Annotated in this window: 20 protein-coding genes; 10 read left to right on the top strand and 10 right to left on the bottom strand. The window is 73.2% G+C overall.

Annotated elements, in window-relative coordinates; genetic code table 11:
- Positions 1–48: 48 nt before the first annotated feature.
- The gene (locus tag IE321_RS22630; protein WP_190224304.1) at positions 49–798 is read right to left on the bottom strand and encodes a class I SAM-dependent methyltransferase; all 750 of its coding nucleotides are present in this window, start codon (positions 796–798) and stop codon (positions 49–51) included.
- 115 nt (positions 799–913) lie between these two features.
- Here IE321_RS22630 and IE321_RS22625 point away from each other — a divergent pair, with 115 nt between their 5' ends.
- Complete coding sequence (locus IE321_RS22625; RefSeq protein ID WP_043224957.1) at positions 914–1543, top strand: CGNR zinc finger domain-containing protein; 630 nt, start codon at positions 914–916, stop codon at positions 1541–1543.
- On the opposite strand, the gene sodX is transcribed toward IE321_RS22625, so the two are convergent.
- Positions 1447–1872 carry a nickel-type superoxide dismutase maturation protease gene (sodX, locus tag IE321_RS42165; RefSeq protein ID WP_226651352.1) on the bottom strand — a complete coding sequence of 142 codons (426 nt, stop codon included), beginning with the start codon at positions 1870–1872 and terminating at the stop codon, positions 1447–1449. The genes IE321_RS22625 and sodX overlap by 97 nt on opposite strands.
- 142 nt (positions 1873–2014) lie before the next feature.
- Between sodX and sodN the strand changes: the two genes are divergently transcribed.
- The gene (gene sodN / locus IE321_RS22615) at positions 2015–2410 is read left to right on the top strand and encodes a superoxide dismutase, Ni (protein ID WP_030207400.1); all 396 of its coding nucleotides are present in this window, start codon (positions 2015–2017) and stop codon (positions 2408–2410) included.
- 59 nt (positions 2411–2469) lie between these two features.
- Here sodN and IE321_RS22610 read toward each other — a convergent pair whose 3' ends face one another.
- The gene (locus tag IE321_RS22610) at positions 2470–3447 is read right to left on the bottom strand and encodes a LysR family transcriptional regulator (RefSeq protein WP_190224302.1); all 978 of its coding nucleotides are present in this window, start codon (positions 3445–3447) and stop codon (positions 2470–2472) included.
- A 189-nt stretch (positions 3448–3636) separates the two neighbouring features.
- Here IE321_RS22610 and snpA point away from each other — a divergent pair, with 189 nt between their 5' ends.
- Entirely contained in the window at positions 3637–4296 is a 660-nt protein-coding gene (gene snpA, locus IE321_RS22605) for a snapalysin (RefSeq protein WP_190224301.1), read from the top strand.
- Positions 4297–4357: 61 nt separating this feature from the next.
- On the opposite strand, the gene IE321_RS22600 is transcribed toward snpA, so the two are convergent.
- The 5 genes from IE321_RS22600 to IE321_RS22580 form a co-directional block, all read right to left on the bottom strand.
- Positions 4358–4774 carry a DUF6304 family protein gene (locus tag IE321_RS22600; protein WP_043224970.1) on the bottom strand — a complete coding sequence of 139 codons (417 nt, stop codon included), beginning with the start codon at positions 4772–4774 and terminating at the stop codon, positions 4358–4360.
- Between the two features lie 42 nt (positions 4775–4816).
- Positions 4817–5071: a hypothetical protein gene (locus tag IE321_RS22595; protein WP_190224300.1), complete on the bottom strand. Its 255-nt coding sequence runs from the start codon at positions 5069–5071 to the stop codon at positions 4817–4819.
- Between the two features lie 36 nt (positions 5072–5107).
- Positions 5108–5695: a dihydrofolate reductase family protein gene (locus IE321_RS22590; RefSeq protein ID WP_190224299.1), complete on the bottom strand. Its 588-nt coding sequence runs from the start codon at positions 5693–5695 to the stop codon at positions 5108–5110.
- Between the two features lie 104 nt (positions 5696–5799).
- Positions 5800–6852: a family 2 encapsulin nanocompartment cargo protein polyprenyl transferase gene (locus IE321_RS22585; protein WP_043224974.1), complete on the bottom strand. Its 1053-nt coding sequence runs from the start codon at positions 6850–6852 to the stop codon at positions 5800–5802.
- Positions 6853–6952: 100 nt separating this feature from the next.
- Positions 6953–8365, bottom strand: coding sequence for a family 2B encapsulin nanocompartment shell protein (locus tag IE321_RS22580; protein ID WP_190224298.1), 1413 nt, complete (start codon positions 8363–8365; stop codon positions 6953–6955).
- Positions 8366–8615: 250 nt separating this feature from the next.
- On the opposite strand from IE321_RS22580, the gene IE321_RS22575 reads away from it, so the two are divergent.
- Together IE321_RS22575 and IE321_RS22570 are read left to right on the top strand one after the other, a co-directional pair.
- Complete coding sequence (locus IE321_RS22575) at positions 8616–9206, top strand: N-acetylmuramoyl-L-alanine amidase (RefSeq protein WP_043224977.1); 591 nt, start codon at positions 8616–8618, stop codon at positions 9204–9206.
- Between the two features lie 223 nt (positions 9207–9429).
- The gene (locus IE321_RS22570; RefSeq protein ID WP_190224297.1) at positions 9430–10335 is read left to right on the top strand and encodes a 1-aminocyclopropane-1-carboxylate deaminase/D-cysteine desulfhydrase; all 906 of its coding nucleotides are present in this window, start codon (positions 9430–9432) and stop codon (positions 10333–10335) included.
- Here the strand turns inward: IE321_RS22570 and IE321_RS22565 are convergent.
- Positions 10314–11909 (bottom strand): Na+/H+ antiporter, encoded by a 1596-nt coding sequence (locus tag IE321_RS22565; protein WP_043224979.1) that lies wholly within the window; start codon positions 11907–11909, stop codon positions 10314–10316. The two genes, IE321_RS22570 and IE321_RS22565, sit on opposite strands and share 22 nt — an antisense overlap.
- Positions 11910–11988: 79 nt before the next feature.
- Here IE321_RS22565 and IE321_RS22560 point away from each other — a divergent pair, with 79 nt between their 5' ends.
- The 3 genes from IE321_RS22560 to IE321_RS22550 all read left to right on the top strand — a co-directional run bounded on the left by IE321_RS22560 (position 11989) and on the right by IE321_RS22550 (position 14023).
- The gene (locus IE321_RS22560; RefSeq protein WP_043224980.1) at positions 11989–12249 is read left to right on the top strand and encodes a UBP-type zinc finger domain-containing protein; all 261 of its coding nucleotides are present in this window, start codon (positions 11989–11991) and stop codon (positions 12247–12249) included.
- A 308-nt stretch (positions 12250–12557) separates the two neighbouring features.
- Positions 12558–12971, top strand: coding sequence for an ATP-binding protein (locus tag IE321_RS22555; protein WP_043225060.1), 414 nt, complete (start codon positions 12558–12560; stop codon positions 12969–12971).
- Complete coding sequence (locus IE321_RS22550) at positions 12968–14023, top strand: RNA polymerase sigma factor SigF (protein ID WP_372470196.1); 1056 nt, start codon at positions 12968–12970, stop codon at positions 14021–14023. The genes IE321_RS22555 and IE321_RS22550 overlap by 4 nt, the downstream gene beginning before the upstream one ends.
- A gap of 2 nt (positions 14024–14025) precedes the next feature.
- Here IE321_RS22550 and IE321_RS22545 read toward each other — a convergent pair whose 3' ends face one another.
- Positions 14026–14439: a hypothetical protein gene (locus IE321_RS22545; RefSeq protein WP_190224296.1), complete on the bottom strand. Its 414-nt coding sequence runs from the start codon at positions 14437–14439 to the stop codon at positions 14026–14028.
- Positions 14440–14609: 170 nt separating this feature from the next.
- On the opposite strand from IE321_RS22545, the gene IE321_RS22540 reads away from it, so the two are divergent.
- Positions 14610–15578 (top strand): diacylglycerol/lipid kinase family protein, encoded by a 969-nt coding sequence (locus IE321_RS22540; RefSeq protein WP_043224982.1) that lies wholly within the window; start codon positions 14610–14612, stop codon positions 15576–15578.
- Positions 15579–15896: 318 nt separating this feature from the next.
- Positions 15897–16154 carry a WhiB family transcriptional regulator gene (locus IE321_RS22535; RefSeq protein WP_003953983.1) on the top strand — a complete coding sequence of 86 codons (258 nt, stop codon included), beginning with the start codon at positions 15897–15899 and terminating at the stop codon, positions 16152–16154.
- Positions 16155–16245: the final 91 nt, after the last annotated feature.

The following is a 16245-nucleotide window of genomic DNA, read 5'->3' as shown; positions in this document are numbered from 1 at the left end:
AAGGGGCGGTACGGGCACGGCCCGTACCGCCCCTTCCGGCGTCCCCGGCTACTTCACGGCGAGCAGCAGCGTGTCCGAGGGCGAGCACCACACCGGCCGGGCCTCGCCGAATCCGGCGGCCCGCAGGGTGTCGGCGTGCCAGCCGGCCGAGGGCATGTCGCCGTCGGCGTGGTCGCCGTAGATCTCGAAGCGGCGGGCGGTGGGTCCGGCGAGCGCGGGGTCCTTCGCGGCGAGCGCCCACCACTCGGTCCAGTCGAGGACCCCGGCGGCCTTCTCCTCGTCCATCCGGGCGTGTCGCTGGGCCCGCTCGGCGGCGTTGATGCGCGGGGTGGCCGTGTCGATCATGTGGTCGGCGTTCATGAAGACCCCGCCGTCCCGGACGAGACCGGCGACCTGCCCGTAGAGGGCGGTCAGGGGCCCGCTGTGGAGCCAGTGGAGGGCGGTGGCGGTCAGGACGGCGTCGTACGTGTCGTACGGCAGCTCCTTCGTCCATTCGGGGTCCTTGAGGTCCGCCGTCACGAAGGTGACGCGCCCGTCGCCCTCGAAGGTGCCGCGGGCGATGGCGAGCAGCGCGGGGTCGAGGTCGACGCCGGTGGAGACCGCGTCCGGGAACCTCTTGAGGAGCCTGTCCGTGATACTTCCCGTACCGCAGGCGAGGTCGAGCACGCGGGGCTTCGGCCCCACCAGTGCCTCGACCATGTCGAGCATGACGCGGAACCGCTCCTCGCGGTCCGGCATGTACCACTCCTGCTGACGGTCCCAGCTCTGCTGCCAGCCCGCCCAGTCGGTGTCGCTCATGCCCGTACCCTCCGTCGTCGACGCCACAGAAAACCCGAGAACGTAATACCCTCAGAGGGGGAACACCGGTTACCCCCTCGACGCCGACCCTAGCCCGCCACCGTAAGGACTACAAGTGGAACTGGCCTATTACTCGGATTACGCCGTGCGCCTCGTCAACACCGAGGAGCCGGCCCGCGGCAGGGACAGCCTCACCACCGTCGAAGCGGTCAAGGAACTCTTCGGCCCCGCCGGACAGATGGCCCGCCGGGTCACCGAGGCGGACCTGCCCCGCTTCCGCGCGATCCGGACCCGGCTGCGGGCGATCTTCACGGCGGCGGACGGGGGCGACCACACCGGGGCGGTCGACCTCCTGAACTCCCTGCTCCTGGAGTTCCCGGTCAGCCCGCAGATCTCCGGCCACGACCACCTCGACGACGAGGGCCGGCCCCGCTGGCACATGCACCTCGCCGACCACTCGTCGAACGCGACCGCCGGCTACGCGGCGATCTCCGCCATGGGGCTCGCCTTCCACCTGACCGAGTTCGGCGCCGACCGGCTCGGCCTCTGCCAGGCCCCGCCCTGCCGCAACGCCTACCTCGACACCTCCACCAACCGCTCCCGGCGCTACTGCTCCGACCGCTGTGCCACCCGGGCCAACGTGGCCGCCTACCGGGCCCGCAAGCGCCTGGAGGCCGAGCGGGCCGACCTCACCGGCCGCACCGCCGAGAACAGCCAGGAGAGCGCCACCCCGGCCGAGCGCTGACGCCCCGGCGTCGGCGGCCGGTACCGCGCCAGCACCCGCCCGAGCACCAGCCCGGGCGGCACGGCCCCGAAGACCCGGCTGTCGCCCTCGGCGGCCGGGTTGTCCCCGAGCACCCACCAGCCGGCGTCCCGTCGCTCGACCAGCCGCTTCACGATGAGCAGATCCTGCTGGAGCGGATGGCGCAGCACGACGACGTCCCCGGCCCGCACCCGACCGCCGTACCGCACCAGCAACCGGTCGCGGTGCAACAGCGTCGGCACCATCGACACCCCCGTCACCTCGGCGATCCCGAACGGCGCCTCGGCCGCCGCGGTAGCCTCCCGCTCCACTCCTGCTCCCCTCGTCGACTCGTACACGAGTCCCGGTCGAACCCCGGACTTTTGACCTAAGCCCCAGGGGGCGCTCGCGAAAACGCCCTTCTCACCGAGTAATCTCCCACTTGAGAAGACGATCACGAGGAAGGACGGCTCAATGCTCTCCCGCCTGTTTGCCCCCAAGGTCAAGGTCAGCGCCCACTGCGACCTCCCCTGCGGCGTGTACGACCCGGCCCAGGCCCGCATCGAGGCCGAGTCCGTCAAGGCTGTCCAGGAGAAGTACCAGGCGAACGAGGACCCGCACTTCCGGGCCCGCGCCACGGTCATCAAGGAGCAGCGCGCGGAGCTCGCCAAGCACCACGTCTCGGTGCTCTGGAGCGACTACTTCAAGGCCCCGCACTTCGAGAAGTACCCCGAGCTCAACCAGCTGGTCAACGACACCCTGAAGGCCCTCTCGGCCGCCAAGGCGTCGACCGACCCGAAGACCGGCGAGAAGGCCCTCGAGCTCATCGCCGAGATCGACCGCATCTTCTGGGAGACCAAGAAGGCCTGACCCGGCCTCCCTGCCGAAGGGGCCTCGCCGTCACGAGCGGTGGGGCCCCTTCGGCGTGTCTACGGCGGGTCGCGGTCCACCGGTGGGTCCTGGAGGAGGCAGGGGGCGGCCGTGCCGCCGGCGTGGAGCCAGGCGCGGTAGGGGGGCGAGCGGTGCGCGGCCTCGCGGTAGGCGGCGGCGAGGTCGGCGTGGAGGGGGTCCAGGGGGGTGGCGGGGCGGGCGTAGAGGAGCAGGCGGACGGCCAGGGGGTCGCCGCGGAGCGGGCGGACCGCCAGGTCCTCACGGGGGACGGAGGTCGGCTGGCAGGGGGCCACCGCCTCGCCCAGGGAGATCAGGGAGGCGGCCGTGTGGTAGTCGCCGTGCAGGAGGGGCGGGTCGATGCCGGCGGTCGCGAGGACCCGGCGCAGGCCGTCCCATTCGCCGTCCACGTTCGGGTCGACCATCCAGTGGTCGCGGGCCAGGTCCGCGAGGTCCACCACCGTCCGGGCGGCGGCCGGATGGGTGGGGGCCAGGGAGACGAACTGGGGCTCGCGGGCGACCAGGACGCGGTGGACGAGGCCGTCGGGCACCCGGAGGGGGCAGCCCTCCACCTCGTGGACGAAGGCCACGTCCAGCCGGCCGGCCGCCAGCTCCCGCAGCAGCCCGTCCGCGGAGACGTCGACGCGCAGGCCGACGTCGGTGCCGGGGAAGCGGTCGCGCAGCCGCCGCAGCCGGCCCGGCAGGGCCCGGCTGGCGGTGGAGCCCACGCGCAGGCGCGGGCCGTCGGCGCGGGCCGCCTCCGCCAGGGTCTCGGTGACGAGCGCGGCCATGTCGGCGACCAGCGGGCGGGCCCGGCTGAGGACGGAGCGGCCGAGCGGGGTGGGGCGGCAGCCGGTGCGGCCCCGGGAGAAGAGCTCGGCGCCGAGCGCGTTCTCGATGCGGCGCAGCTGGGTGGTCAGGGAGGGCTGGCTCATGCCCAGTTGCCGCGCCGCCTTGTGCAGGCTGCCGGTGTCCGCGATGGCGCAGAGCGCGCGCAGGTGTCTCACCTCCAGCTCCATGCCCTGAGCGTAGGGCGGGGTTCCGGTCCCGCACCAGACGCCCGGATGCCCCCAACTCCCATGAAAATGGAGCCTCTTGAGGTGCAGCGCGCGGGGTGATGCCGTCGCGCTATCGGGGGTTGGCATCCTTCCCCCGGCGCCCCCGGTGCCCCGAGACTCACTCCCGACCCCGATCAGGAGGAGCCCCCCATGCGACACCCCAAGGTCCTCACCCGCACCCTGACCGCCGCCCTCGGCCTCGGTCTGGCGGTCTCGCTCGGCGCCGCCGCCCCGGCCGGCGCCGCGCCCGACACCGCCGCGGACCGCGGCGCCCAGGCGTACGCCGGCTACGCCGGTTCGGCCGAGGAGGCCAAGGCGAACCAGGCGTTCTTCGACGCCGTCATGACGTCGGTGGCGAAGAAGCGGGCCGCGAACCCGAGCGCCGCGGCGGCCGTCACCGTCGTCTACAGCGCGGCCAACGCGCCCAGCTTCCGCACCCAGATCGCCCGCTCCACCCAGATATGGAACAGCTCGGTGGTGAACGTGCGGCTCGTCGAGGGGTCCAACCCGGACTTCCGCTACTACGAGGGGAACGACTCGCGGGGCTCGTACGCGAGCACCGACGGGCACGGCGGCGGCTACATCTTCCTCGACTACCGGCAGAACCAGCAGTACAACTCCACCCGCGTGACGGCCCACGAGACGGGGCACGTGCTCGGTCTCCCGGACCACTACAGCGGCCCGTGCAGCGAGCTGATGTCGGGCGGCGGTCCCGGCACGTCCTGCCAGAACGCCACCCCGAACTCCCAGGAGCGGGCCCGCGTCGACCAGTTGTGGCGCTACGGGCTCGCTTCGGCCTTCAAGGGCTGACCGGCCGCGAGGGGCCGGAGTGCGGAACGGCGGCGACGCCCCTCCCCCGGGGGCGCCGTCGTCACACGGCCGACAGGATCCGTCGGCCGAAGTCGGCGCCTTCGGGGAGCTGGCCGCGCAGCCGGGCCAGCGCCCCCTCGAAGTCGCCGCCGGCGACGACCGCCTCGAAGGCGGTGCCGCCGTAGTGCAGGGTCAGGCTGAGGTCGGCGCGCTCGCCGAGGGTGAGCAGGCAGCTGAGCGTGGCCTGTTGGGCGGCGCCGTCGGTGACGACGGGGAGCGGCAGGTCCCACTCCAGGACGCATCCGGTGAGGGCCTCCCCGCCCTCGCCGGCGGTGAGCGCGGCGAAGCTCGCGCCCGTGTACTCGATTCCCCTGACGCGGGCGGTGAGGTGCCCGCCGTCGGCCGTGATGACGAGCGCTTCCGCACCGCGGCGGTCCCGGTACCAGCCGGTCCAGACTTCTGTCGACTCCGATGACATGCGCGGACTGTAGCGGTATGACCGGCTCCGGCGCGCGGCCGGTCACCCGGTGGCCGGACTTCTCCCGTTCTCGCCGTTCTTGCCGGTGACCTGCGTGGTAGTGGCTTCCGTACCGTCGGACTCCACCGCCTCGTAGAGCGGGCAGCCGGGGTTGCGGCAGGGCTGCACCTGCCACTCGGGCACCCAGGCGCCGAGGACCTTGTGCCGGGTGGCGAGGATGGCCAGCGCGCTTCCGCAGCCCGGGCACTTCGGCACGGCCAGCGGGTCCCGCGTCGTGCGGGGCGTCTCGTCACCCATGCATCCAGGGTAGGCCGCCCCGCCGCGCGCCGCCCGCTACCGCTTCCTGGTGTACGTGCGGACCAGCACGCCGTTGTCGAAGGCGCGGACGGCGCCGAGCTCGAAGGCGCGGGGCTCGAAGCCGGCGCCGAACATCGGCATGCCGGAGCCGTACACCTCCGGGTAGGTCTTGATGATCAGCTCGTCGATCTCCTCGATGAGCTCCCCGGCGACGGTCGAGCCGCCGCAGAGCCAGATGTCGAGCCCGCCCTCCTCGGCCTTGAGTTCACGGATCCGGCCGACGAGGTCGTCGGCGATCAGCTCGACGTTCGGGTCGGGCGACTCGGTGAGCGAGCGGGTCGCGACGTACTCGCGGAGGTGGGCGTACGGGCTGGTGACGCCGGCGTCCAGGCCGAGCCGGTACGAGCCGAGGCCCTGGATCACGGTGTCGAAGCGGCGGCCCGGGGTGCCGGGCTCGATGCCGACGACCGGCCACGCGGGGGCGGCGACCGTCTCGGGGTACTGGCTCGTGAGGTACTCCAGGAACTCCCCGGTGACATAGGAGTACATGGAGGTGGCGTCGCCCTTCGGGTCGCCGATGAAGCCGTCGATGGAGCAGGCGACGAAGTAGGTGAGCTTGCGCAAACCGGGTCCTGTTTCTCTCGGGGGCGTGACCGCGAGCGCGACCACGACAGACATAGTGCTTCATCTGTAGTGGTCGCGCAAGCCCCGAAGGCGGCCCGTCTCCCTCAGCGGGTCCTTCGCGTCACGAACTCCGCCAGCGCCAGCAGGTCCCCGGCCGCCGAGAGGTCGGGCACCGCCCGCGCCAGGTGCTCGACGGCCCGGCCCATCCGGTCCGCCGCCTGGGCCTGCGCCCAGTCCCGGCCGCCGGCCCGCTCCACGGCGTCTGCGGCGGCCCGCACCGCCCGCTCGTCCAGGGCGGCCGTACGGGAGTACAGCTCGGCCAGCTCCTCGCCGGCGGCGGTGCCGGAGGTGAGCGCCGCGACGACGGGCAGCGACTTCTTGCGGGCGACGAGGTCGGCGCCGGCCGGCTTCCCGGTGCGCTCCGGGTCGCCCCAGATGCCGATCAGGTCGTCGATCAGCTGGAAGGCGAGACCGGCCTCGCGGCCGAAGGAGTCGAGCGCCGCGACCTCCTCCTCGCCCGCGCCCGCGTAGAGCGCGCCGAGGGCGCAGGAACAGCCCAGCAGGGCGCCGGTCTTGGCGGTGGCCATGGCGACGCACTCGTCCAGGGAGACCTCGCGGGGGCCGCGGGTCTCGAAGGCGCAGTCGGCCTGCTGGCCGGCACAGAGCTCGATGACGCAGGCGGCGAGGCGCGCGGTGGCCGCGGCGGAGGCGGGGTGCGGGTCCTCGGCGAGCAGCCGGAGCGCCAGGGCGTTCATGGCGTCGCCGGCCATCAGGGCATCGGGGATGCCGAAGACGGTCCAGGCGGTGGGCCGGTGACGGCGGGTCGGGTCCTCGTCCACGATGTCGTCGTGGAGCAGGGTGAAGTTGTGGGCCAGCTCGACGGCGGCGGCCGCCTTCACCGCCCGGGCCTCCTCGGCGCCGAGCGCGCGGGCGGCGGCGAGCACCAGGGCGGGGCGGATCGCCTTGCCGGCCTGGCCGGCGGCGGGCGTGCCGTCGGCGTCCTCCCAGCCGAAGTGGTACATCGCCACACGGCGTATCGAGCCCGGCAGGGTCTCGACGGTGGAGCGGATCTGGGGGTCGACGGCGGTCCTCGTCCGGTCGAGGAGCGCCACGGCGCCCGGCCCGTCGGTGACGGGGTCCGCGCTCGTCAGCGTCACGGTCTTTGTCGTCCTTCTTCGCGGCTGGTTGCGTTCACGGCTGGGGCCTCGCGCGCCGGGGCCGGCCGGGGCGGGAGTGGGGCCCCGGCCCGGCCGGAGTTCAGCGGCGGCGGTTGATCTCGACGTTCTCCAGGACGCCGAGCGCGTCGGGCACGAGGACCGCCGCGGAGTAGTAGGTCGTGACGAGGTAGGAGATGATCGCCTGCTCGTCGATGCCCATGAAGCGGACGGAGAGGCCGGGCTCCACCTCGTCGGGGAGACCGGTCTGGTGCAGGCCGATGACGCCCTGGTCGGACTCGCCGGTGCGCATGCAGATGATCGAGCTGGTGCCGGCGGCGGTCACCGGGATCTTGTCGCAGGGATAGATCGGGACCCCGCGCCAGGTCGGGATCCGGGTGCCGGCCACGTCGAGGGTCTCGGGCACCAGGCCCCGCCGGTTGAGCTCGCGGCCGAGGGCGGCGATGGTCCTCGGGTGGGCGAGGAAGAGCTTGGAGCCCCGGCTGCGGGAGAGCAGCTCGTCGAGGTCGTCGGGGCCGGGGGCGCCGTCGTGCGGCTGGATCCGCTGCCCGTAGTCGCAGTTGGCGAGCAGGCCGAACTGCCGGTTGTTGACCAGCTCGTGCTCCTGGCGCTCGCGCAGGGCCTCGACCGTGAGCCGCAGCTGGTGCTCGGTCTGGTTCATCGGGTGGTTGTAGAGGTCCGCCACGCGCGTGTGGACCTTGAGCACGGTCTGGGCGAGGCTCAGTTCGTACTCGCGCGGCGCGGCCTCGTAGTCCACGAAGGTGTGCGGGACGACGGCCTCGCCGACGTGGCCGGCGGAGAGGTCGATGGCGGCCTCGCCGTAGCTGTTGGTGGACCGCTCGGCGCGGCCCGCGATCCCGGCGAGGTGCGAGGCGAGCGAGCCTGCGCGGGCGGCCAGGGCGGTCACGTCGGCGCGGGTGAGCTCCAGGACCGTGCAGGAGGTGGCGGCGCGGGCGGTCCAGTCCCAGGTGGCGTCCTCGGCGAGGAGGGCGGCGTCGCCGAAGTAGGCGCCGTCGGCGAGGACTCCGAGCACCGCCTCGTCGCCGTAGGGACCCTCGCCGACCTGCTCGACGCGGCCGTGTGCGAGGAGGTAGACGCGGTCGGCGGGGGCGCCGGCGACCGCGATGACCTCGCCGGCGGCGATCTCGCGCTGGGCGCAGCGGGCGGCGAGTTCGCCGAGGGCGGCCTCGTCCTCGTACCCGCGCAGGGCCGGCAGCTCGCCGAGCTCGGCGGGGATCACGGCGACGCGGTCGCCGGTCTGGACGAAGGTGACGCGGCCGTCACCCACGGAGTAGCTGAGCCGCCGGTTGACCCGGTAGGCACCGCCCTTGGCCTCGACCCAGGGCAGCGTCCGCAGCAGCCAGCGGGAGGTGATCTCCTGCATCTGCGGGGCCGACTTGGTGGTCGAGGCGAGGTTCCGCGCGGCGGCGGTGCCGAGACTCTGCCGCGGGGCCTGCTCCGCGAGGACCTCGTCGCCAACCGAACCAACGGACATGGAACTCCCTCTCGTACGTCTGGTTTGCGAAAGGAAGCCTTTCAGCACGGAGCGTGCCGACGCCATTACACAATCGGGTGGGACTGTTCGGCGACCTTCGGGGCATGTCGCCCGATTTCCCTCCGGTCGGAGGAGCGCGCGCCCCGGCCCGGCTGTCCGGATCGGCTCGCACACGGTCCGAACGGATGGCGGCGGAAGAGCGGAGTCCGGTACTCCGGAAGCTCGGTCCTCCCTCTGGAAGGAGCACGCCATGGCGGTTCCGCTGTCCGCGAGCAGGATCCTCCGCGCACTGCGCGACGAGGGCCTGACGGTCGTCGAGGTCGGCGACTGGTCCACCCACAACAGGAACCACAAGGGCCCCTGGGGCCCGGTGCACGGGGTGATGGTCCACCACACCGTCACCCGGGGCACCGCGCACACCGTCCGCGTCTGCCGCGACGGCTACGAGGGGCTGCCGGGCCCGCTGTGCCACGGCGTGATCGCCAAGGACGGCACGGTCCACCTGGTCGGCCACGGGCGCGCCAACCACGCCGGGCTCGGCGACGACGAGGTGCTGCGGGCCGTGATCGCCGAGCGGCGGCTGCCGGTCGACGACGAGGCCACCACGGACGGCAACCGGCACTTCTACGGCTTCGAGTGCGAGAACCTCGGCGACGGCGTGGACCCCTGGCCGAAGGTCCAGCTGGAGGCGATCGCGAAGGCGTCGGCGGCGCTCTGCCGGGCGCACGGCTGGACCCACCGCTCGGTCATCGGCCACCGCGAGTGGCAGCCGGGCAAGGTGGACCCCCGCGGCTTCACCATGGCGTCGATGCGCGAGCGCGTCGCCGACCTGCTGCGCTGAGGACCGGCCCCCGCGCGCGTGGCCACGGAGCCGGCGCCTGCGCCACGCGCGCGGGGGAACGGTCCCGGGCACGCGCGCGTGGGCGTGGGAACAACCCGGGCCACCACGAGCGGACCCGGGACCCGCCCTGGGCAAGCGCCCGTGGGCGTGGGACGGATCGGGGCCACGCGCGCGTGGCGGCACCCGGCTCCCCCGCGCGCGGGTGGCCCGCGAGAATGGGCGGGTGCACACGGACGACCTCTCCCCCCTGCGGCCCCGGCTCCCCTCGCCCCTGGAGCCGGTGGAGGACGAGCGGTTCGCCCGGCGCGGGCTGACGCTGCTGCTGAAGCGGGACGACCTGATCCACCCCGACCTGCCCGGCAACAAGTGGCGCAAGCTCGCGCCCAACCTCCGCGCGGCGGCCGGGCGTCCCGTGCTGACCTTCGGGGGCGCGTACTCCAACCACCTGCGGGCCACCGCGGCCGCCGGGCGCCTGCTGGGCTTCCCCACGATCGGGGTGGTCCGCGGCGACGAGCTGGCCGGGCGGCCGCTGAACCCCTCGCTGGCGCGGTGCGCGGCGGACGGCATGCGGCTGGAGTTCGTGGACCGGGCCACGTACCGGGCGAAGCACGAGCCGGCGGTGCTCGCCGCGCTGCTCGGCCGGGCCCCGGAGGGGACGTACGTCGTGCCCGAGGGCGGCAGCAACGCCCTCGCGGCGGAGGGGTGCGCGGCGCTGGGGCGGGAGCTGGAGGGGCGGGCGGACGTCGCCGCGGTGGCCTGCGGCACCGGCGGCACGCTGGCGGGCCTGGCGGCCGGTTTCGGCGGCCGGACGCTGGGGGTGCCGGTCCTGAAGGGCGGATTCCTCGGCGGGGAGGTGCGGGGCCTCCAGGAGGCCGCCTTCGGCGGCCCGCGCGGCGACTGGTGGCTGGACGAGCGTTTTCACTGCGGCGGCTACGGCCGGACGACCCCGGAGCTGGACGCGTTCGCACAGGACTTCGAGGCGCGGCATGGACTCGCCATCGAGCGGCTCTATGTCGCCAAAATGCTCCTCGCACTGGTGTCCCTCGCGGAGGCGGACTCCTTCGCCCCGGGGAGCGTGGTCGCGGCGGTGATCACCGGGTCCCGCGATCAGTCCGTCTCCTCGCGGTAGGCGGCGGCCTCCTCCAGGTCGAGCCGGCGCAGCAGGCTCCGCATCATCTCGTCGTCGATCCGGCGCTCGTCGCGGAGCCGGACGAAGACCTCGCGCTCGGCCTCGATCATCTCGCGGGAGAGCCGGCGGTAGGTGTCGTCGGCGGTCTCGCCGGTGAGGTCGTTGACCGCGCCGAGCCGCTCCCAGACGCTGTTGCGGCGGCGCTCCAGGACGGTGCGGAGGCGTTCGGCGAGGGGGCCGGGGAGGGCGTTGCGCTCGTCGGCGAGGAGGGCGTCGAGGCGCGCCTCCGCGGCCCGGGACGCCTCGCTCTGGGCCTGCGCCTCGGCCAGCGTCTCCTGGTAGCGGTCGCGGCCGGGGAGCTTCAGGGCGCGGATCAGCGGCGGCAGGGTGAGGCCCTGGACGACGAGGGTGCCGATGACGGTGGTGAAGGTGAGGAAGAGGACGAGGTTGCGGGCGGGGAACTCGACGCCGTCGGTGACGACCGGGATGGAGAAGGCGATGGCGAGGGAGACCACCCCGCGCATGCCGGCCCAGCCGACGACGACGGGCGCCTTCCAGTCGACGCCGGGCTCGCGCTCCCGGACCCGGGCGGAGAGCCAGCGGGGCAGGAAGGTGGCCGGGAAGACCCAGACGAAGCGGACCACGACGACGAAGACGAAGACCCCGAAGGCGTACCAGAGGGCCTCCCCGATGCCGTACTGGCCGAGCCCCTGGACGACGTAGGGCAGCTGGAGGCCGATCAGCGCGAAGACGGCGGACTCCAGGACGAAGGCGACCATCTTCCACACCGCCTCCTCCTGGAGGCGGGTGGCGAAGTCGACCTTCCACGCCTTGTGGCCGAGGAAGAGGCCGACCACGACGACGGCGAGCACACCGGAGGCGTGGACCTCCTCGGCCGCCGCGTAGGCGATGAAGGGGATGAGGAGGGAGAGGGTGTTCTGGAGGAGCGGTTCGGTGAGCCGGGTCCGCATCCAGTGGATCGGCACCATGAGGACCAGGCCGACGCCGATGCCGCCGAGCGCGGCGAGCGCGAACTCGCCGAGGCCGCCGGCCCAGCTGATCCCCTCGCCGACGGCGGCGGCGAGGGCGACCTTGTAGGCGGTGATCGCGGTCGCGTCGTTCACCAGGGACTCGCCCTGGAGGATCGTGGTGATCCGGTGGGGCAGGCCGAGCCGGCGGGCGATGGCGGTGGCGGCCACCGCGTCCGGCGGGGCGATCACGGCGCCGAGGACGAGGGCCGCGGTCAGCGGCAGGTCGGGGACGAGGACGTACGCGAGCCAGCCGACGGCCACGGTGGCGAAGAGGACGTACCCGACGGAGAGCAGCGCGACGGGCCGGATGTTGGCCCGCAGGTCCAGGTAGGAGGACTCGACGGCGGCCGTGTAGAGCAGCGGCGGCAGGATCAGCGGCAGCACGACGTGCGGGTCGAGGGTGTAGTCGGGGACCCCGGGGACGTACGAGGCGATCAGGCCGACCGCGACGAGGAGGAGCGGGGCCGGTACGGGGGTGCGGCGGGCCAGTCCCGCCACCGCCGCGCTCGCCGCCACCAGTGCCACCAGCCGCAGTGCGTCCATGCCGCCCCTCCACCGTCCCGTCTCTCGCCGTACGTCTCGCCCGCCCGGTCCGGGGCGTCCGCCACGTACCCTGGCCATCATGATCGAGTGCCCGCACGTAGCAGAAATGCCGCGCCCCGAGCCGGCCCCGCTCCACGAGACCTGCCCCGAGTGTCTGGCCGACGGGACGAACCCGGTGCAGCTGCGGCTCTGCCTGACCTGCGGGCACGTGGGCTGCTGCGACTCCTCGCGGGGGCGGCACGCCACCGGGCACTTCGGCGCGACCGGCCATCCGGTGATGCGGACCTTCGAGCCGGGCGAGGCCTGGCGCTGGTGCTTCCTGGACGAGTCGCTGGTCTGAGGCGGCCGCCGTCGCCGGGACCGGGGAGGTCTCTTCGGGCGCGGGGCGGTTCGACGGGTGTGCCGTTGGGTACGTCACCCCTCCGCCGGTCGCCGCTCCTTTTTGGCCTCCGCACACCCCTGGCCACCGTCCGCACCCATGGGCCTACCATGAGTGACGGGCCCGGATCGGGGGCCCGGGGGCTTGCGGCGACACGGCAGGATGGATCGCGATAGCGTCACGGCGGACCGCGCAGCCCTGCGTGACCCGCCCGGTCCGGGGGCCTTCCCCCGGGCCCCGAATGAGCTTGTGCCACCTTGGAGGTGAGGGTGTCCCAGATCGCAGGCGAGCCCGGGACCCAGGACTTCGTGGAAGTCCGGCTGCCCGCTGCGGGTGCCTATCTGTCCGTGCTGCGTACGGCCACGGCCGGTCTCGCGGCGCGCTTGGACTTCACCCTCGACGAGATCGAGGACTTGCGGATCGCGGTGGACGAGGCCTGCGCGATCCTGCTCCAGCAGGCGGTGCCCGGCTCGGTGCTGAGCTGCGTCTTCCGGCTGGTGGGCGACTCCCTCGACGTGACCGTGTCCGCGCCGACGACGGACGGCCGCGCCCCCGAGCGGGACACCTTCGCCTGGACGGTGCTGTCGGCGCTGGCCGGGAAGGTGGAGTCCTCGGTCGCGGAGGACAACACGGTCTCGATCAGCCTGTACAAACAGCGCGGCGCGGGGCCAGGCCCGGCGTGAGGAGCGGGGACGCGACGGCCGGCATCCCTGGGCAGCAGGCACGGCCGCATGAGGTCGCTACGGAGCAGCAGGCGGACCAGATGAGCGAGCACGAGCAGCAGCACGACGAGGCTCCCCCGGCGGCGGCCCCGGCCCCTTCGGCCCCGGCCGCCGAGAGCACGGCGCAATCCCTTGAGGCACAGGCCGCCGAGGCACTGGCCGCGGAGGCGCGGGACGCCGAGGCGGCGGAGCACGAGACGGCGGACGGCGGGGCCTCGGAGACGGCGGGGGCCGGTGCGGTCACGCACGGTCACCATGCGCAGGACCGCAGCGGCGCCCGCGCGCTCTTCGTGGAGCTGCGGTCGCTGCCGGAGGGCTCCCCGGAGAAGGCCGAGCTGCGCAACCGGCTGGTCCGGATGCACCTGCCGCTCGTCGAGCACCTGGCGCGGCGCTTCCGCAACCGCGGCGAGCCGCTGGACGACCTGACGCAGGTGGCGACGATCGGCCTGATCAAGTCGGTCGACCGCTTCGACCCGGAGCGGGGCGTGGAGTTCTCCACGTACGCGACGCCGACGGTGGTCGGCGAGATCAAGCGGCACTTCCGCGACAAGGGCTGGGCGGTCCGGGTGCCGCGCCGGCTCCAGGAGCTGCGGCTGTCGCTGACGACGGCGACGGCGGAGCTGTCCCAGCAGCACGGGCGCTCGCCGACCGTGCACGAGCTGGCCGAGCGCCTGGGGATCTCCGAGGAGGAGGTCCTGGAGGGCCTGGAGTCGGCGAACGCCTACTCGACGCTCTCCCTGGACGTGCCGGACACCGACGACGAGTCGCCGGCGGTCGCGGACACCCTGGGCGCCGAGGACGAGGCCCTGGAGGGGGTCGAGTACCGGGAGTCGCTCAAGCCGCTCCTGGAGGACCTGCCGCCCCGGGAGAAGCGGATCCTGCTGCTCCGGTTCTTCGGGAACATGACCCAGTCGCAGATCGCGCAGGAGGTCGGCATCTCGCAGATGCACGTCTCCCGGCTGCTCGCCAGGACCCTGGCGCAGCTGCGGGAGAAGCTCCTCGTGGAGGAGTGAGGTCAGCTCTCCTGGCCGGGGCGCCGGATGCCGAGCGCCTCGGTCGTGGCCGGGTTCACCAGGAGGACGAGCCCGGTCACGGCGAGCACGGCGAGCACGATGCCGTACGGGATCACGCCCTCGGACTGGAGCATCTGCCAGGCGACCGGCAGGGCGAGGATCTGGGTGATGACGGCCGGGCCGCGGCTCCAGGAGCGCATCCGCCACAGGCCGCGGGCGGCGGCGAGCGGGATCAGTCCGAGTGCGAGCAGCGTCACACCGCCGGTCACCCCGCCGGTGAGGTCCCCGCCGCCGTCGGCCAGCGTCCGCACCAGCATGTAGACGCCTCCGGCGAGGAGCCCGAGGGCCTCGACGAGGGCCACGCCCGCGGCGGCGGCCAGGCGGGTCGGGCGGGGGGTCTGCTCCGTACTGCTCATGGAGGGCAGCGTAACGGGGACGGCCGCGGGGCCGGTGTCTGGACCCGGGCCGCACCGGCCGGCCTGCCTTCGGGTCCGGGGTCCGGGACGGGCGGCGGCCGCCCCGGTCGGGGTGTCCGGGGTTCGGGCGGGACTGGGATCGGTACCACCGGGTAGGTACGCTGGCGGTCATGCGCGCACTTCTCGTGGTCAACCCGGCAGCCACCACCACCAGTGCCCGCACCCGTGACGTGCTGATCCACGCGCTGGCGAGCGAGATGAAGCTGGAGGCCGTCAGCACCGAGTACCGGGGGCACGCGCGGGACCTCGGCCGGCGGGCCGCCGAGTCGGGGGAGATCGACCTGGTCGTGGCCCTCGGCGGCGACGGCACGGTGAACGAGGTCGTGAACGGGCTGCTGCACGGCGGCCCCGACCCGGACCGGCTGCCGGGCCTCGCGGTCGTGCCGGGCGGCTCGACGAACGTCTTCGCCCGCGCGCTGGGACTGCCGAACGACGCCGTGGAGGCGACCGGCGCCCTGCTGGACGCGCTGCGGGAGCGGAGCGCCCGGACGGTGAGCCTGGGGCTCGCCTCGGGGACGCCGGGCACCCCGGACGAGGAGGTGCCGGCGCGCTGGTTCACCTTCTGCGCCGGACTCGGCTTCGACGCCGGCGTGGTCGGCCGGGTCGAACAGCAGCGCGAGCGCGGCAAGCGGTCCACGCACGCGCTCTATCTGCGCCAGGTGCTCCGCCAGTTCCTGGAGGAACCGCACCGCCGGCACGGGACGATCACCCTGGAGCGGCCCGGCGCCGAGCCGGTGGAGGACCTGGTCCTCTCCATAATCTGCAACACCTCCCCCTGGACCTACCTGGGCAATCGCCCGGTGTACGCGTCCCCGGAGGCGTCCTTCGAGACCGCGCTCGACGTGCTCGGACTGAGCCGGCTGTCGACCCCGGCGGTGGCCCGGTACGCCACCCAGCTGCTCACTTCCAGCCCCGAAAGGGGCCCTCGCGGCAAGCACGCCGTGACCCTGCACGACCTGACCGACTTCACCTTGCATTCGAAGGTGCCCCTCCCCCTCCAGATGGACGGAGACCACCTCGGACTGCGTACGAGCGTGACGTTCACAGGCGTACGCCGTGCACTGCGTGTGATTGTGTGAGTGGAAGGGCCGAAAGTCCTTGCACTCGAACGTTTAGGCGCGCATCCACCCCTTAGAAGTACGGCTGTGACCTAGCCGACACCGAGGAATCAAAAAAAACTTTCCGGAAGGGGTTGCATCCGCTGCCGAGGTTTGCGAGTCTCTTCTTGGCGATCGGGACGGCCCGCAAGACCGGCCTCCACTGAGAGCCAGAACCCCTCCTCAAACCAAGGACCACACCGGTTCATCCGGCAGTCGGCCCTTCACTTGTTGAGGGATTCGTGAAAGCGTTCACATTCACAAGCAACTTGCACGTAATAACCAAGAGAGGTAGCAGCCATGGACTGGCGTCACAACGCCGTTTGTCGTGAGGAAGACCCCGAGCTGTTCTTCCCCATCGGCAACACCGGTCCTGCGCTGCTGCAGATCGAGGAAGCCAAGGCCGTCTGCCGCCGCTGCCCCGTCATGGAGCAGTGCCTGCAGTGGGCGCTCGAGTCCGGCCAGGACTCCGGCGTCTGGGGTGGCCTCAGCGAGGACGAGCGCCGCGCGATGAAGCGCCGCGCCGCCCGCAACCGGGCGCGCAACGCCAGCGCCTGAGCCACCTGCACAGCCTGAGGCACGCGGCGCGTACACCGCGTACGCATTCACCGCCCCCGAGCCGCAGCGCGCAGCAGTAAGCATTACGCAG

This window comes from Streptomyces hydrogenans, from assembly GCF_014656075.1.
Classification (GTDB): Bacteria; Actinomycetota; Actinomycetes; order Streptomycetales; family Streptomycetaceae; genus Streptomyces; species Streptomyces hydrogenans.
The sequence above is the reverse complement of the archived record's forward strand: the minus strand, read 5'-3'. Positions and strand labels throughout refer to the sequence as shown.

Excerpts from the sequence above, each read along its gene's own strand:
- IE321_RS22575 (WP_043224977.1), top strand. The coding sequence starts at position 8,616 with ATGGCGGTTCCGCTGTCCGCGAGCAGGATCCTCCGCGCACTGCGCGAC.
- IE321_RS22610 (WP_190224302.1), bottom strand. The coding sequence starts at position 3,447 with ATGGAGCTGGAGGTGAGACACCTGCGCGCGCTCTGCGCCATCGCGGAC.
- IE321_RS22540 (WP_043224982.1), top strand. The coding sequence starts at position 14,610 with ATGCGCGCACTTCTCGTGGTCAACCCGGCAGCCACCACCACCAGTGCC.
- IE321_RS22565 (WP_043224979.1), bottom strand. The coding sequence starts at position 11,909 with ATGGACGCACTGCGGCTGGTGGCACTGGTGGCGGCGAGCGCGGCGGTG.
- snpA (WP_190224301.1), top strand. The coding sequence starts at position 3,637 with ATGCGACACCCCAAGGTCCTCACCCGCACCCTGACCGCCGCCCTCGGC.
- sodN (WP_030207400.1), top strand. The coding sequence starts at position 2,015 with ATGCTCTCCCGCCTGTTTGCCCCCAAGGTCAAGGTCAGCGCCCACTGC.
- IE321_RS22535 (WP_003953983.1), top strand. The coding sequence starts at position 15,897 with ATGGACTGGCGTCACAACGCCGTTTGTCGTGAGGAAGACCCCGAGCTG.
- IE321_RS22545 (WP_190224296.1), bottom strand. The coding sequence starts at position 14,439 with ATGAGCAGTACGGAGCAGACCCCCCGCCCGACCCGCCTGGCCGCCGCC.
- IE321_RS22560 (WP_043224980.1), top strand. The coding sequence starts at position 11,989 with ATGATCGAGTGCCCGCACGTAGCAGAAATGCCGCGCCCCGAGCCGGCC.
- IE321_RS22580 (WP_190224298.1), bottom strand. The coding sequence starts at position 8,365 with ATGTCCGTTGGTTCGGTTGGCGACGAGGTCCTCGCGGAGCAGGCCCCG.
- IE321_RS22630 (WP_190224304.1), bottom strand. The coding sequence starts at position 798 with ATGAGCGACACCGACTGGGCGGGCTGGCAGCAGAGCTGGGACCGTCAG.
- IE321_RS22595 (WP_190224300.1), bottom strand. The coding sequence starts at position 5,071 with ATGGGTGACGAGACGCCCCGCACGACGCGGGACCCGCTGGCCGTGCCG.
- IE321_RS22600 (WP_043224970.1), bottom strand. The coding sequence starts at position 4,774 with ATGTCATCGGAGTCGACAGAAGTCTGGACCGGCTGGTACCGGGACCGC.